13 protein-coding genes are annotated in these 15,359 nt (G+C 71.4%); 5 read left to right on the forward strand and 8 right to left on the reverse strand.

All coding sequences use genetic code 11. The features are described 5' to 3' along the window. Positions 1 to 64: 64 nt before the first annotated feature. The gene (locus ACIP63_RS29775; protein ID WP_401521709.1) at positions 65 to 1,087 is read right to left on the reverse strand and encodes a glycosyltransferase family 2 protein; all 1,023 of its coding nucleotides are present in this window, start codon (positions 1,085 to 1,087) and stop codon (positions 65 to 67) included. 330 nt (positions 1,088 to 1,417) lie between these two features. Between ACIP63_RS29775 and ACIP63_RS29780 the strand changes: the two genes are divergently transcribed. Next, positions 1,418 to 2,782 (forward strand): LCP family protein, encoded by a 1,365-nt coding sequence (locus ACIP63_RS29780; RefSeq protein WP_401521711.1) that lies wholly within the window; start codon positions 1,418 to 1,420, stop codon positions 2,780 to 2,782. A 44-nt stretch (positions 2,783 to 2,826) separates the two neighbouring features. Here ACIP63_RS29780 and ACIP63_RS29785 read toward each other — a convergent pair whose 3' ends face one another. Both ACIP63_RS29785 and ACIP63_RS29790 read right to left on the reverse strand, forming a co-directional pair. Beyond that, positions 2,827 to 4,251 (reverse strand): MFS transporter, encoded by a 1,425-nt coding sequence (locus tag ACIP63_RS29785; protein ID WP_401521714.1) that lies wholly within the window; start codon positions 4,249 to 4,251, stop codon positions 2,827 to 2,829. Between the two features lie 4 nt (positions 4,252 to 4,255). Continuing rightward, positions 4,256 to 5,509 carry a M20 family metallopeptidase gene (locus ACIP63_RS29790; protein WP_401521716.1) on the reverse strand — a complete coding sequence of 418 codons (1,254 nt, stop codon included), beginning with the start codon at positions 5,507 to 5,509 and terminating at the stop codon, positions 4,256 to 4,258. 59 nt (positions 5,510 to 5,568) lie between these two features. On the opposite strand from ACIP63_RS29790, the gene ACIP63_RS29795 reads away from it, so the two are divergent. Further along, entirely contained in the window at positions 5,569 to 6,714 is a 1,146-nt protein-coding gene (locus ACIP63_RS29795; RefSeq protein ID WP_401521719.1) for an Lrp/AsnC family transcriptional regulator, read from the forward strand. Here the strand turns inward: ACIP63_RS29795 and ACIP63_RS29800 are convergent. Continuing rightward, on the reverse strand, positions 6,711 to 7,259 hold the full coding sequence (locus tag ACIP63_RS29800; protein WP_393766663.1) for an acyl-CoA thioesterase: 549 nt from the start codon (positions 7,257 to 7,259) through the stop codon (positions 6,711 to 6,713). The two genes, ACIP63_RS29795 and ACIP63_RS29800, sit on opposite strands and share 4 nt — an antisense overlap. A gap of 119 nt (positions 7,260 to 7,378) precedes the next feature. Here ACIP63_RS29800 and ACIP63_RS29805 point away from each other — a divergent pair, with 119 nt between their 5' ends. Continuing rightward, a complete protein-coding gene (locus ACIP63_RS29805; RefSeq protein WP_401521722.1) occupies positions 7,379 to 8,641 on the forward strand; it encodes an LCP family protein in 1,263 nt (420 codons plus the stop codon). 256 nt (positions 8,642 to 8,897) lie between these two features. Continuing rightward, positions 8,898 to 9,644, forward strand: coding sequence for an SAM-dependent methyltransferase (locus ACIP63_RS29810; protein WP_401521724.1), 747 nt, complete (start codon positions 8,898 to 8,900; stop codon positions 9,642 to 9,644). 63 nt (positions 9,645 to 9,707) lie between these two features. Here the strand turns inward: ACIP63_RS29810 and ACIP63_RS29815 are convergent, their stop codons facing one another. Continuing rightward, positions 9,708 to 10,865, reverse strand: coding sequence for an acyl-CoA dehydrogenase family protein (locus tag ACIP63_RS29815; RefSeq protein ID WP_401522444.1), 1,158 nt, complete (start codon positions 10,863 to 10,865; stop codon positions 9,708 to 9,710). A 196-nt stretch (positions 10,866 to 11,061) separates the two neighbouring features. On the opposite strand from ACIP63_RS29815, the gene ACIP63_RS29820 reads away from it, so the two are divergent. Continuing rightward, on the forward strand, positions 11,062 to 12,405 hold the full coding sequence (locus ACIP63_RS29820) for a UDP-glucose dehydrogenase family protein (protein ID WP_401521726.1): 1,344 nt from the start codon (positions 11,062 to 11,064) through the stop codon (positions 12,403 to 12,405). Between the two features lie 55 nt (positions 12,406 to 12,460). On the opposite strand, the gene ACIP63_RS29825 is transcribed toward ACIP63_RS29820, so the two are convergent. From ACIP63_RS29825 to ACIP63_RS29835, 3 genes are read right to left on the reverse strand one after another with little or no spacing between them, the layout of a single operon-like run. Beyond that, positions 12,461 to 13,654, reverse strand: a complete 1,194-nt coding sequence (locus tag ACIP63_RS29825) for a dipeptidase (protein WP_401521729.1) — start codon at positions 13,652 to 13,654, stop codon at positions 12,461 to 12,463. A gap of 7 nt (positions 13,655 to 13,661) precedes the next feature. Continuing rightward, the gene (gene purE, locus ACIP63_RS29830) at positions 13,662 to 14,198 is read right to left on the reverse strand and encodes a 5-(carboxyamino)imidazole ribonucleotide mutase (protein WP_124277288.1); all 537 of its coding nucleotides are present in this window, start codon (positions 14,196 to 14,198) and stop codon (positions 13,662 to 13,664) included. Further along, on the reverse strand, positions 14,195 to 15,334 hold the full coding sequence (locus ACIP63_RS29835; protein ID WP_401521732.1) for a 5-(carboxyamino)imidazole ribonucleotide synthase: 1,140 nt from the start codon (positions 15,332 to 15,334) through the stop codon (positions 14,195 to 14,197). Before ACIP63_RS29835 ends, purE begins: the two co-directional genes overlap by 4 nt. Between the last annotated feature and the right edge of the window lie 25 nt (positions 15,335 to 15,359).

Consider the following 15,359-nt stretch of genomic DNA (forward strand, 5'->3'; position numbering starts at 1 on the left):
GTCGTACGTGTGAGAAGGGCCCCGCCGGCGCCGGCGGGGCCCTTCTCACACGTGGATACGACGGTCAGGCCGTCTGCTCCCGCACGGCCGGGCGGCGGCTGGCGATGACCCGCTTCGCCAGCGAGCGCGGGCTGGTCAGGAAGCCGTACCCCCAGGACATGTGCATGGTGGCCAGCGCCACCGGGATCTGCGCCCGGGCCTTGAGCGGCAGGCCCTTGCCCGCGGGCAGCGACCCGGCCACGATGGCCGCGACGTACCCGGCCGGAACGACGAACGCCCACGGGGTGACGGCGGCGCCCACGACGATGCCGGCCGCGATCGCGCAGACGGCGGTCGGCGGGGCCAGGTAGCGCAGGTTGATGGAACCGGAGTGGTAGCGGGCCACGACGTGGCGCCAGCGGCCGTACTCCTTGTACTGCTTGGAGAGGGCGCGGATGCTGGGCCGCGGGCGGTACTGCACCTTCAGCTCCGGCGAGAACCAGATCAGGCCGCCCGCCTCGCGGATCCGGAAGTTCAGCTCCCAGTCCTGCGCGCGGATGAACTCCACGTTGTAGCCGTCGGCGCGCTCCAGCGCCTCGCGGCGGAAGACCCCCAGATACACGGTCTCGGCCGGGCCCGCCTCCCCTCCGGTGTGGAAGGCCGCGTTGCCGACACCGATCTTCGACGTCATCGCGGCGGCGACGGCGTCCTCCCAGGCGTTCTCACCCTCGGCGTGCATGATGCCGCCGACGTTCTGCGCGCCGGTCTCCTCCAGGAGGCGGACGGCGGTCGCGATGTAGTTCGGCGAGAGCATGCCGTGGCCGTCGACCCGTACCACGATCGGATGACGTGAAGCCTTGATCGCGGCGTTGAGCGCGGCAGGGGTGCGGCCGGTCGGGTTGGGGACGGTGTGGACCCGGGAATCCTCCCGGACCAGCTCGGCAGCGATCTCGTCCGTACGGTCGTTCGAGGGTCCGAGGGCGATCACCACCTCCATCTCTCCGGCGTACTCCTGCTCCAGGATGTGCCGGACCGAGTTCCTGAGATGGCGTTCCTCGTTGAGCACCGGCATGATCACGGAGACGGCGGGGTACTGCGCGGCAGACATGTGGTCCTCGGGGGGTCCTCGGGGGTGCCGGGGTTCCGGGGGATTTCGCACCCCAGGAGGCGGCGTGATTCGGCCGCCACGTTACCGCGAACGGGGGACAGCGGCGCGCGCCGCCGGGTCTCGTCCCGGTCCGCAGATCGTATGGGCCTACCGTGCGAAAGTCCTACTCGCACCGCGGAGGTGTCCCTCGTGCCCACGCCGCACCGATCGCCCCGTCCACCGCACCCCCGCACAGCCGGCCCGCAGCGCAGGCCCTCACGGCAGCCCGGAGCCGGTGGTGCCGGGCGGCGGAACCGGCCCGGCGGGCGGAAGCCGCCACCCCGGTGGGGCATGCGGGTCGTCACCGGGCTGTCCGTGCTGGTGCTCGGCGCCGGCGGCATCGGCCATGCCGTGGTGAGCGGTCTGGAGACGGGGATCGACCGGGTCGACCCGTTCAAGGACATGAAGAACCGTCCCCAGGGCGGCCACGGCATGAACTTCCTGCTCGTCGGCACCGACGGCCGCGACAGGATCAGCGCGGCCGAGAAGAAGAAGTACAGGCTGGGCGGCGACCCCTGCCACTGCACCGACACCCTCATGCTCGTCCATGTCTCGGCCGACAAGCAGCGGGCCAGCGTCATCAGCCTGCCGCGCGACAGCTACGCCGAGCTCCCGGCCCACACCGACGGCACGACCGGCAAGGAGCACTCCGCCCATCCGGTGAAGCTGAACGCCGCCTATGCCGAGGGCGGACCTCACCTCACGGTGCGGACCGTCGAGCAGATGACGGGCGTCAAGATCGACCACTATCTGGAGGTCGACTTCACCAGCTTCATGAAGACGGTCGACACCCTGGGCGGGGTGGAGATCTGCACCGCCAAGCCGCTCAAGGACGCGTACACCGGACTGGACCTGGCCGCCGGCACCCACGAGCTGGACGGTGGACAGGCTCTCCAGTACGTGCGCTCCCGGCACCTCGACGGGGCGGCCGACCTGGGCCGGATGCAGCGCCAGCAGAAGTTCATGGCCGCCCTGATCAAGCGGACGACCAGCAGCGGTGTGCTGATGAACCCGATGAAGTTCCAGCAGGTCGCCTCGTCGATGCTCCAATCGGTCCGGGCCGACAAGGGCTTCGGCACGGAGCAGATGCTGGAGCTCGGCAAGGCGATGCGCGGCTTCACGCCGGCCTCCTCGGAGTTCGCCTCCGTGCCCCTGGAGGAGAAGGGCTACCAGGTCAAGGGCATCGGCTCCACGGTGAAATGGGACGCCGCGAAGGCGAAGCAGATGTTCCAGGCCCTGCGCGAGGACAAGCCGCTCGCCCCGCACCTGCCGAAGCGGCCCAAGGCGACGCCCGTCGAGGTGGCCCCGGAACAGATCCGGGTGCAGGTCTACAACGGGACGCCGAAGGACGGGCTCGGCCAGGACGTCGACGCGGCGCTGCGCTCCACCGGTTTCAACACCACCCGCTCCCCGCTCAACGGCGGGCCTCACGATCTGCGGCGGACGCTGGTCACCTACGACCCCCGCTGGGACCGTTCGGCGAAGTCCCTGGCCACCGCGCTGCCCGGTTGCGAGCTCCGGGCGGTGAAGGGGCAGGGCGGGACCATGAAGGTCACGGCGGGCTCGGACTTCACCAAGGTGAAGCGCGTGAAGGCCGAGGACCCGCAGCGTGGCGCGTTCGGCACGGTGACGGGCGACCAGGTGGTCTGCCCCTGACCGCGCCTTCGGAGGTCACCCCTCGCGGCGCCGGGAGAACGCCGTCACCCCTCGCGGCGCCGGGAGAACGCCGTCGCCGCGAGGGCGACGACCGCGGCGGCGGAGGCGGCCAGCCAGAGAGCCCTGTAGCCGCCCTCGCCCGGTTCGCCGGTCGAGTCCGACAGGAACGCGCCGAGCAGCGCGGCGAAGACCCCGCCCGCCACGGCCCCGCCCAGCGTCTTCACGTTGTTGTACAGCGCGGCGGCGATGCCCGTCGCCGACGGATCTGAAGCCTCGACGATCACCGTCGGCATGGCCCCGAGGGCCAGCCCGATGCCCAGGCCGGTGAACGCGGACCCCGCCGCCATCTGCCAGATCTCCTCGTGCAGGAAGGCGAACTGCAGGAAGGTCACGGCGACCAGCCCGAAGGCCAGCATCAGCGTGGGCCGGTAGCCGAGCCGCCGGGCGACGGCGGCCGTACCCAGCGAACCGATGACGCTGCCGACGGCTCCGGGCAGCAGGACCAGCGAGATGGACAGCGCGCTCAGCCCGAACCCGTACCCGGTGACGTCCGGGTCCGCCGCGTAGAAGGTGGAGTTGGGCGCCTGGCTCCCGAAGTAGAAGACGCCGAACAGGAACGCCGCGCAGTAGAACGGGGCGGTGGTCCGTGCGGCCAGCGCCCGCACGTCGACCAGGGGCTCGGAGCTGCGCAGTTCCACCAGCACCCACACCGCCAGCAGCACGACCCCGAGCCCCACGGGCCCCAGGACCCGTACGGAACCCCAGGAGCCGCTCTCCGCCCCGGAGACCCCGCCGAGCAGGGCGACCATCGCACCGCCGAGCAGCACCACCCCGGCCCAGTCCACCCGGCCGCCGGCCCTGTTGCGCGACTCCGGCACCGCGACGAAGGAGACGGGCACACAGATCACGGCGAGAGCGGCGGGCACCAGCAGGGTCAGCCGCAGGCTGCCGAACACGGAGTCGACGAGCCCCATCACCACCCCGCCGGCCATCGCGCCCAGCGTCAGCGCACCCACCAGGCGGGCGATCGCCCGCCGCGCGTCGGCGACCGGGAGCCGGTCGCGTACGAGGGCGATCTCCAGGGGCAGCAGGGCCGCGATCGGCCCCTGGAGCACCCGGCCGGCGAGGAGCGTCGCGTAGTCCGGGGCCAGCGCGACGACGAGGGTGCCCGCCGCGATCGCCGCCAGGGCGATGCGGAGCATCCGCCGGTGGCCGTAGAGGTCGCCGAGGCGTCCGAACAGGGGGACACAGACGGCCGCGGCCAGCAGCTGTACGGAGACGACCCAGTTCAGGGCGGTGGAACCGATGCCCAGGTGATCGGCCAGATCGGGCAGCAGCGGGGCGAGCCCGACCTGCAGGAACCCGCTGGTCACCTCGAAGAGGATGAGCAGCCCGACGACGGCGGTGACGGACGCGGGCAGCGGCTGCTCGGCAGGAGCGGCCGGCGGCGGGGTGGCGGTGGCGGTCACGGTGCTACTCCTGCGGGGAGAGTGCGGGGGCCGCCGCGGCCGGGACGCGGGCCTCGGGAGGCGCGAGAGGCGCTCCGAGCCTGCGCAGCGCCAGCCCGGCGAGGAGGGCGGCGGCGTGCGGCAGGGCGTCGTCGTCGTAGACGGCCTGTGCGGAGTGGTTCATCGGCGCGGTCGCCGGATCGGTGCCGGGCGGGCAGGCACCGAGGCCGACGAACGCGCCGGGCACCTTCCGGAGCACGAAGGAGAAGTCCTCGGCCCCCGCCATCGGCTTGGGCGCCTCGAAGACGCGCCCTTCGCCCAGGACCTGCCGCGCGGTCTCCAGGGCGAACGCGGCCTCGTCCGCGTCGTTGACGGTCGGCGGATACTGCTCGACGTAGTCGATCTCCGCACTCACCCCGTGGGCGGCGGCCACACCGTGCACGGTCCGCTCGAAGGCGGCGCGTACCCGTGCGTGGGAGGCGTCCGAGAAGGTCCGTACGGTGGCGGAGAACGAGCCGGTCTCCGGGATCACGTTGGCCGCCGTACCCGCCTCGATCCTCCCGACCGTGACGACGGCCGGGTCGAAGACGTCGATCTCGCGGGTCACGGCCGTCTGCAGCGCGGTGACCATGGCGCACAGCGCGGGCACCGGATCGGCGGCCGAGTGCGGTGAGGAACCGTGCCCGCCCCGCCCGCGCACCGTGACCTCCACCGCGTCCGAGGCGGCGAGCATGGGGCCGGGCCGGGTCGCGGCGAACCCGGTGGGCGCGCCGGTGGAGATCACATGCAGGGCGTACGCGGCGACGACGCGTTCCCCCGCGGCGTCCAGGACGCCCTCGTCGATCATGATCTGCGCGCCGCCCTGGCCCTCCTCGCCGGGCTGGAACATGAGGACGACGTCCCCGGCCAGCTCCTCCCGCCGGGCGGCCAGCAGCCGGGCCGCGCCGACGAGGCCGGCGACGTGCAGATCATGCCCGCACGCGTGCATACGGCCGTCGATGACGGAGGCGTACGGAAGCCCCGTGTCCTCCTGGACGGGGAGCGCGTCCATGTCGCCGCGCAGGAGGACGGCGGGGCCGGGCCGGCCGCCGCGCAGCACGGCGGTCACGGAGCTCAGCGCCTTGCCGGTCCGGATCTCCAGACCCAGGCCCTCCAGCGCGGCGAGTATCTTCGCCTGGGTCAGCGGGAGGCCGAGGCCCAGCTCCGGCTCGCGGTGCAGGGCGTGGCGCAGTTCGGTCAGGGCGGGGGCGAGGTCACGGGCCTCGTGGAGCAGGGACATGGGCGTATCGTGCGGAGCGAAACCCCTCAACCATGATCGTCCGCAGGAAAGCGCTCCCCATGAGCCGATCGACGCACGAATCCACCGGGCACCCCGAGCGCCTGCTGCGCACGGAGCAGCCGGAGCCGCTGGACGAGCTGGACTATCTCCTCATCACGGCGCTCCAGACGTCCCCCCGGGCGGAGTGGGCGCAGATCGGGAAGGTCCTCGGCATAGACGCCTCGACGGCGGCCCGCCGCTGGAACAGGCTCACGGAGGCCGGGCACGCCTGGCTCAGCTGCTACACGGTGGCGGTGGGTCCGACGGTGCCGATCATCGCGTTCATCGAGGTGGACTGCGCGGCCGGGGCACCGCACGAGGTCGCGGCGGAGATCGCGGACGATCCGCATCTGATCACCATCGAGCACGTGACCGGCGCCCGGGACCTGATACTCACCGCCGCCTTCCCCGACCTCGCGATGCTGGCCCGTTACGTCGGCTTCCGCCTCGGCCGGCTGCCCGGGGTCTCGGCCACCCGGTCCCAGACGGCCACCGCCGTCCACACCGAGGGAAGCCGCTGGCGGCTGGACCGGCTGGACCCGGACAGCCAGGACCTGCTGGCGAAGGACCGCATGCCGGCCCTGCCACGGCGCGGGCTGCCCGCCCCGGACGCGCTGGACGCCCAGCTCTACCTGCTGCTCAGCGAGGACTTCCGCCAGCCGGCGGCCCGCCTCGCCGAACGCCTCGGGGTCAGCCCCACCACCGTGCGCCGCAGGCTGGACCGCATGCACCGGCAGGACGCGCTCATCTACCGCTGCGAGGTGGCCCGGTACCTGTCCGGCTGGCCGATCTCCGTCACGCTCTGGGGCGTCGCCCCGGCCGGTGAGACCTCACGCATCGCCTCCCAGCTCATCCGCATGCGGGAGACGCGGCTCTGCGCTTCGCTGACCGGCCCGCACAATCTGATGCTCACGGTGTGGCTGCGCTCCGCCGAGGACATCGGCGCGTTCGAGGCCAGGCTGGCGGATCGTTTCCCCGAGCTTGCCGTCGCGGACCGGGCGGTCGCCCTCTGGCAGCTCAAGATCGCCGGCCATGTGCTCGACCCGCTGGGCCGCCACATCAGGGGAGTGCCGGTGACCTTCTGGGAGGAGCCCGGCGCGGAACAGGCCGAGGGCGCGCTGCTGGAACGCCTGCGCGCCCCGCGCCGACCGGACGGAAGACCCTAGTCGTCGATGCCTTCGGCGGCCCGCTGCTCCCGCAGCTCCTTGATCGCACGCCGCCTGGCGAGGCGGTGCGTGCGGCGGATCTGGGCCTCCTGGTAGCGCCGCTTGTCGCGTTCGGTCTCCGGGGTCACCGGCGGTACGCGGCGCGGCTTGCCGTCCTCGTCGACCGCCGCGAACACCAGGTAGGCGCTGCCGACCTGCTGGGCCGGGGTCGACTCGTTCCACCGCTCGGCCATGACGCGGACGCCGACCTCCATCGAGGAGCGGCCCGTCCAGTTCACCTGGGCGCGGACGTGAACAAGGTCACCCACGCGGACGGGCTCCAGGAAGACCATCTCGTCCATCGAGGCCGTCACCGCCGGTCCGCCGGAGTGCCGGCCCGCGACGGCACCCGCCGCGTCGTCGACCAGCTTCATGATCACGCCGCCGTGCACCGTGCCCAGGAGATTGGTGTCGTTGCCGGTCATGATGTGGCTGAGGGTGGTCCGGGAGGCGGAGGTCGGCTTGCCCGGAATTTCGCCCTCCGGCGGCTGGGACTGATCTGTCATGCCGTCCACCTTATGCGGGGGCTTGCACCCGGTTGCATTGCATCAGCTTCGCAACAGCCCTGCCCCGATCCCCCGTACACCCTGTAAGAGCCCCAGGCCGAGACGGCACACTGGTCCGCATGAGCGATTGGCCCGAAGGACGGAACGGCGGACAAGGCGAACGCTACGGACGGGGCAGCGCAAGCCCCCGGCCCGAGAGCGCCCGCGCCATGCCGCACGTCCGGCGGCGCCCCGCGCCGCCGCAGTCCCCGCCCCACATCCCGCCGCAGCAGGGACAGGGCTACGAGGACGGACCCGGTTACGACAGCGGCTACAACACGGGCCAGGTGTACGGCGGCGGCCAGCGCGCCGGCGGCGGCGGCCGCGGGGGTGACAGCGGTTACGTCCAGCCCCGTGCGGCACCCAACTGGGGCCGGCGGATCAAGGTCGGCGTGCTCACCCTCGTCGTCGTGGTGCTCGCCGTCTCCGTCGGCACGTACTTCTGGGCCGACGGCAAGCTCAAGCGCGAGGTCGACCTCTCCAAGGTCATCGAGCGGCCGAGCGAGGGCGACGGCACGAACTACCTGGTCGTCGGCTCCGACAGCCGTGAGGGCATGACCGCCGAGGACAAGAAGAAGCTGCACACCGGCTCCGCCGAGGGCAAGCGGACCGACTCGATGATGATCCTGCACGACGGCTCCAACGGCCCGACGCTGATCTCGCTCCCCCGCGACTCGAACGTCGAGATCCCCAGCTTCGTCGGCTCCGAGTCCGGCAAGAAGTTCGCGGGGACGGGCCGCACGACCAAGCTGAACGCCGCCTACGCCGAGGACGGCCCGGAGCTCCTGGTCCGCACGGTCGAGTTCAACACCGGGCTGCGCATCGACCACTACGTCGAGATCGGCTTCGGCGGCTTCGCCAACATCGTGGACGCCATCGGCGGCGTCGAGATGGACATCCCCAAGGCCTTCAAGGACAAGAACTCCGGCGCCGACTTCCAGGCCGGCAAGCAGACCCTGAACGGCGAGCAGTCCCTCGCCTTCGTCCGTACCCGGTACGCGTTCGCGGGCAGCGACCTGGACCGCACGAAGAACCAGCAGAAGTTCCTCGCGGCCCTGGCCTCCCAGACGGCGACCCCGTCGACGATCCTCAACCCGTTCAAGCTCTACCCGACGATGGGCGCCGGCCTGGACACGCTGGTCGTCGACAAGGACATGTCGCTCTGGTCGCTGGGCAACATGTTCTTCGCGATGAAGGGCGTCACGGGCGGTGAGGGTACGTCGATGAACATCCCGCTCACGGGCGGGAGCGTGAACGGCAACCTCGTCTGGGACAAGGACAAGGTCAAGCAGCTCGTGGAGCAGCTGAAGAACGACGAGAAGGTCACGGTCAAGGGCAGCTGACGCCCCGCCGCCGGACCTGGACGGGCCCTCGCCCCGCTTCCGCGGGGCGGGGGCCTCCGGGGAACCGAACCCGGGAAGCCCGGGAGCGCGAGCCGGAAACCGGTGGAGGTGCCGGGCCGGGAGGCCTACATTTACCGGCTCACGATCCGTGCGTACGAACGAGGTGTATCGATGACGGTCCGAGCAACGGCTGCCGACTCCGGTCGGCCGTCCCCCGCAGACGCCATGACCTCATCGAACCTAAGGAACACCACCCGTGGATCTTCCACGCATCTTCACCGTTCGCGAGAGTAGCCACCGCATCCACAACCCGTTCACCCCCGGCAAGCTCGCCACCCTGGGCCGGGCACTGCACCTGGCGCCCGGGACCCGTGTGCTCGACCTTGCCTGCGGATCGGGCGAGATGCTGTGCACCTGGGCCCGCGACCACGGCGTCACCGGGACCGGGGTGGACATCAGCACGGTGTTCACGGAGAAGGCCCGCTCCCGCGCCGCGGAACTCGGCGTGGCCGACCGGGTCACCTTCGTGCACGGCGACGCCTCCGGCTTCGTGGCGGACGAGCCGGTCGATCTGGCCGCATGTGTCGGCGCCACCTGGATCGGGGGCGGCGTGGCCGGCACCGCCGAACTGCTGGGCCGGAGCCTCCGCCCCGGCGGCCTGATGCTGATCGGCGAGCCGTACTGGCGCAAGGAGGTCCCGGACCAGGAAACCGCCGAGGCCTGCCACGCGGGCGGCAAGGACGACTTCCTGGGACTGCCGGAGCTCGTCGAGCAGTTCGGTGAGCTCGGCTACGACGTCGTGGAGATGGTGCTGGCCGATCAGGACAGCTGGGACCGCTACCAGGCGGCGCAGTGGCTCAACCTCCGCCGCTGGCTAGACGCCCATCCCGATGACGAGCTGGCCGACGAGGTACGGGCCGAGCTCACCACCGGCCCCGCCCGCTACACGAGGTACCAGCGCGCCTACCTCGGCTGGGGAGTCTTCGCACTGATGAGCCGCTGACGGTCCGGACGGCGCGGGCCCGGGCAGCATGTGCTGCCCGGGCCCGCGCGCCCCGCGTTTCCGTTACGGCAGGTTGCGGGCCATGACGATGCGCTGGACCTGGTTCGTGCCCTCGTAGATCTGCGTGATCTTCGCGTCGCGCATCATGCGCTCCACCGGGTAGTCACGGGTGTAGCCGTAGCCGCCGAGGAGCTGGACCGCGTCGGTGGTGACCTCCATGGCGACGTCGGAGGCGAAGCACTTGGCCGCGGCGCCGAAGAAGGTGAGGTCGCCGTCGAGGCGCTCGGACTTGGCGGCCGCCGCGTAGGTGAGCTGGCGGGCGGCCTCCAGCTTCATGGCCATGTCGGCGAGCATGAACTGGATGCCCTGGAAGTCACCGATCGGCTTGCCGAACTGCTTGCGCTCCTGGACGTAGCCCTTGGCGTAGTCCAGGGCGCCCTGGGCGATGCCGAGTGCCTGGGCCGCGATCGTGATGCGGGTGTGGTCCAGGGTCTTCATCGCCGTGGCGAAGCCGGTGCCCTCCTCGCCGATCATGCGGTCTGCGGGGATACGGACGTTGTCGAGGTAGACCTCGCGCGTCGGGGAGCCCTTGATGCCGAGCTTCTTCTCCGGGGCGCCGAAGGAGACGCCCTCGTCGGACTTCTCGACGACGAACGCCGAGATGCCCTTGGAGCGCTTCTCCGGGTCGGTGACGGCCATGACGGTGTAGTACTCGGACTCGCCCGCGTTGGTGATCCAGCGCTTCACACCGTTGAGGACCCAGAAGTCACCGTCACGCACGGCCCTGGTCTTCATGCCCGCCGCGTCCGAGCCGGCGTCCGGCTCGGACAGGGCGTACGAGAACATCGCCTCACCCTTGGCGAGCGGGCCCAGGTACTTCTTCTTCAGGGCCTCGGAGCCGGACAGGATCACCGGCAGCGAGCCCAGCTTGTTCACGGCCGGGATCAGCGAGGACGACCCGCAGACCCGGGCCACCTCCTCGATCACGATGACCGTGGCCAGCGCGTCGGCGCCCGCGCCGCCGTACTCCTCCGGGACGTGGACCGCGTGCAGGTCCGAGGCGACCAGAGCCTTCAGCGCCTCGTGCGGGAAGCGCGCCTCCTCGTCCACCGCGGCCGCGTGCGGGGCGATCTTCGCCTCGGCGAGGAGGCGGATCGTCTCACGGAGCATCTCGTGCTCCTCGGCCGGACGGTACAGGTCGAAATCGGTCGAACCCGCCAAGACGTTCACTCCCCAAGGATGCTAACTACCGTTAAGTAACACGATTTTAGTGGCGCTGCCGCGCGGAGGCATACGGGCGGGGTACGTGAGCTTGCCGACAACCGGGGAGACAGCCCGGGAGGCGGCCGGAAACGGCGTTCCGCACGCCCGGTTATGCTCGGCTCCGCACCTCTGTCCGCATCGTTCAGGAGCACCCATGGCCCTCAGGATCACCGTGATCGGCACCGGCTACCTCGGCGCCACCCATGCCGCGGCCATGGCGGAGCTGGGCTTCGAAGTCCTCGGGCTCGATGTCGTGCCCGAGAAGATCGAGATGCTCTCGGCCGGCAGGGTGCCGATGTACGAGCCGGGGCTCGAGGAGATCCTGCAGAAGCACGTGGCAGGCATCCCCGGGTCCACCGGGCGGCTGCGGTTCACCACCTCCTGGGAGGAGATCGGCGCGTTCGGCGATGTGCACTTCGTCTGCGTGAACACTCCCCAGAAGCACGGCGAGTACGCCTGTGACATGAGCTACGTGGACAGCGCCTTCGAGTCGCTGGCCCCGCAGCTGACCCGCCCCGCGCTGGTCGTGGGCAAGTCCACCGTCCCGGTGGGCTCCGCCGCCCGGCTGTCGGCGCGGCTGGCCGAGCTGGCTCCGGTGGGTACGGACGCGGAGCTGGCATGGAACCCGGAGTTCCTGCGCGAGGGCTTCGCGGTGAAGGACACGCTGCACCCGGACCGTATCGTCGTCGGTGTCGAGAGCGAGCGGGCCGAGAAGCAACTGCGCGAGGTGTACGCCGGGCCGATCGCCGAGGGCTCGCCCTTCGTGGTGACGGACTTCCCGACGGCCGAGCTGGTGAAGACCTCCGCCAACTCCTTCCTCGCGACCAAGATCTCGTTCATCAACGCGATGGCCGAGGTCTGCGAGGCCGCCGACGGCGACGTGGTGAAGCTCGCCGAGGCGATCGGCCACGACGAGCGCATCGGTAAGAAGTTCCTGCGGGCCGGGATCGGCTTCGGCGGGGGCTGCCTCCCCAAGGACATCCGGGCCTTCATGGCGCGCGCCGGGGAGCTGGGCGCCGACCAGGCGCTCACCTTCCTGCGGGAGGTCGACTCCATCAACATGCGCCGGCGCGGTCACATGGTCGAGCTGGCCCGCGAGGCCGTGGGCGGGGGATCGTTCCTGGGCACGCGCGTCGCGGTGCTGGGCGCCACCTTCAAGCCGGACTCCGACGACGTACGCGACTCGCCGGCCCTGAACGTCGCCGGGCAGATACACCTGCAGGGCGGCCAGGTGACCGTCTTCGACCCGAAGGGCATGGAGAACGCCCGGCGGCTCTTCCCGACGCTCGGCTACGCGGACACGGCGCTGGACGCGGTGCGCGGAGCGGACGTGGTGCTGCACCTGACGGAGTGGCGCGAATTCCGGGAGCTGGACGCGGTGGCGCTGGGCGAGGCCGCGGGGCGCCGGATCATCCTGGACGGCCGTAACGCGCTGGACCCCCTGGTGTGGCGCGAGGCCGGCTGGACCTACCGCGCGATGGGCCGGCCGAAGGCCTAGACGCTGAGAGGCGGCGGCCACAGGGCCGCCGCCTCCTCGTCCGCCGGGGACCGGCTCAGCCCGTCGGGCCGTCCAGCTCGTCGATCGTCGCGTGGGACGGGCCCACGCGGGTGATCAGCTCGCGGGACACCGCCTCCGCGTCGCGCAGGACCCGCACAGCGTTCTGCCACGTCAGCTTGGCCACGTCGGTGTCCGACCAGCCGCGCTTCAGCAGCTCGGCGATCAGGTACGGGTAACCCGACACGTCCTCCAGCTCCAGCGGGAGGAACGCCGTGCCGTCGTAGTCGCCGCCGATGCCGATGTGGTCGATGCCCGCGATCTCGCGCATGTGGTCGAGGTGGTCGGCGATGGTCGCCACGGTGGCCATCGGGCGCGGGTTGAGCGCTTCGAAGTCCGCGTGGATCCGCATGGCGGCCGGCGTGGTGTCCAGGTGGTGCAGGCCGTGCTCCCGCATGTTGCGGTCGGCGGCGAGCGTCCACTCGACGGCCGCCGGCAGGACGAACTTCGGTACGAAGGTCGCCATGGCCACGCCGCCGTTGGCCGCGAGCATCCGCAGCACGTCGTCGGGGATGTTGCGCGGGTGGTCGCAGACCGCCCGGGCGGAGGAGTGCGAGAAGATCACCGGCGCGACGGAGGTGGCGAGCGCGTCGCGCATCGTGGTGGCCGCCACATGGGAGAGGTCGACCACCATCCCGACGCGGTTCATCTCGCGTACGACCTCACGGCCGAACTCCGACAGGCCGCCGACGCGCGGGGAGTCGGTCGCCGAGTCCGCCCAGTCGGTGTTGTCGTTGTGCGTGAGCGTCATGTAGCGGACGCCGAGTGTGTGCAGCGCGCGCAGGGTCCCCAGGGAGTTGTTGATGGAGTGGCCGCCCTCGGCGCCCATCAGGGAGGCGATACGGCCCTCGGCGCGGGCCTTCTCCATGTCGTCCGCGGTCAGGGCGCGCCGCAGGTCGTCCGGATAACGGGCCAGCATCTCGCCGACCACGTCGATCTGCTCCAGCGTGGCGCTGACCGCGTCGTCGCCCGCCAGCTCGGGCGGGACGTAGACGGACCAGAACTGCGCGCCGACGCCGCCGGCCCGCAGCCGCGGGATGTCGGTGTGCAGGGTGCCGGTCTGGTTCCGGGAGATGTCGCGGGCGTCGAGGTCGTAGCCGACCTGCTCGCGCAGCGCCCAGGGGAGGTCGTTGTGGCCGTCGACGACGGGGTGGTCGGCGAGGAGCAGCCGGGCGCGGTCCAGGTGGTCCATCGGTGACCTACTTCCCGAAGCCGAAGGAGTCCGCGCCCTGGGTCTTGGCGCGCAGCCGCTTGCCCTTCTCCGTCGCCTGCTCCTTGAGCTCCTGCTGGAAGTCCTTCATCCGCTCCAGCAGCGCGCTGTCGTGGGCGGCGAGGATACGGGCGGCGAGCAGGCCCGCGTTGCGGGCGCCACCGACGGAGACCGTGGCGACGGGGACCCCGGCCGGCATCTGGACGATGGACAGCAGGCTGTCCATGCCGTCGAGGTACTTCAGCGGGACCGGTACGCCGATCACGGGCAGCGGGGTGACGGAGGCGAGCATCCCGGGCAGGTGGGCCGCTCCGCCCGCCCCCGCGATGATGGCCTTGAGACCGCGGTCCGCGGCCCTCTCGCCGTACGCGATCATCTCGTGCGGCATGCGGTGGGCGGAGACGACGTCGACCTCGTAGGGGATCTCGAACTCGCCGAGGGCCTTGGCAGCCGCTTCCATCACGGGCCAGTCGGAGTCCGAGCCCATGACGATGCCGACGACGGGGGCGGAGCCTGGTGCGGTCATTCGGTGATCGTTCCTCGCAGGTAGTCGGCCGCGTGCCGGGCGCGCTCCCGCACGTCCGCCAGATCGTCGCCGTAGGTGTTGACGTGGCCCACCTTGCGGCCGGGCTTCACGTCCTTGCCGTACATGTGGATCTTGAGCTGCGGGTCGCGGGCCATGCAGTGCAGATACGCCTGGTACATGTCCGGGTAGTCGCCGCCGAGGACGTTGCACATGACCGTCCAGGTGGCGCGGGGACGGGGGTCGCCGAGCGGGAGGTCCAGGACGGCCCGCACATGGTTGGCGAACTGCGAGGTGACCGCGCCGTCCTGGGTCCAGTGCCCGGAGTTGTGCGGGCGCATCGCGAGCTCGTTCACGAGGATGTGACCGTCGCGCGTCTCGAAGAGCTCCACCGCGAGGTGGCCCACCACTCCGAGCTCGGCGGCGATCCGCAGGGCGAGCTGCTGGGCCTCCCCCGCGAGGCGCTCGTCCAGGTCGGGCGCCGGGGCGATGACGGTGTCGCAGACCCCGTCGACCTGGACGGACTCGACGACCGGGTAGGCGACGGCCTGGCCGTGCGGCGAGCGGACGATGTTGGCCGCCAGCTCCCGCACGAAGTCGACCTTCTCCTCCGCGAGGACGGGGACACCGGCCCGGAAGGGCTCGGCGGCGTCCGCCTCGGAGCGGACCACCCAGACGCCCTTGCCGTCGTATCCGCCGCGGACCGTCTTGAGGATGACGGGGAAGCCCCCCACCTCCTCGGCGAAGGCGGCGGCGTCCGCCGCGTCCGCGACGATGCGGTGGCGGGGGCAGGGCGCGCCGATCTCGGTGAGCTTCGCGCGCATCACCCCCTTGTCCTGGGCGTGCACCAGAGCGTCGGGGCCTGGGCGTACGGGAATGCCGTCCGCCTCCAGGGCCCGCAGGTGCTCGGTCGGCACGTGCTCGTGGTCGAAGGTGATCACGTCACAGCCGCGCGCGAAGGCGCGCAGCGTCTCCAGGTCGCGGTAGTCGCCGACGACGACCTCTCCCACCACCTGGGCGGCCGAGTCCTGGGGCGTGTCACTGAGGAGCTTGAATTTGAGGCCGAGGGGGATGCCCGCCTCGTGGGTCATACGGGCGAGCTGACCGCCGCCGACCATGCCGACTACAGGGAACGTCACCTGTCCAGGGTATCGGGCCGTGCGA

The organism is Streptomyces sp. NPDC088746 (assembly GCF_044751065.1).
Classification (GTDB): Bacteria; Actinomycetota; Actinomycetes; order Streptomycetales; family Streptomycetaceae; genus Streptomyces.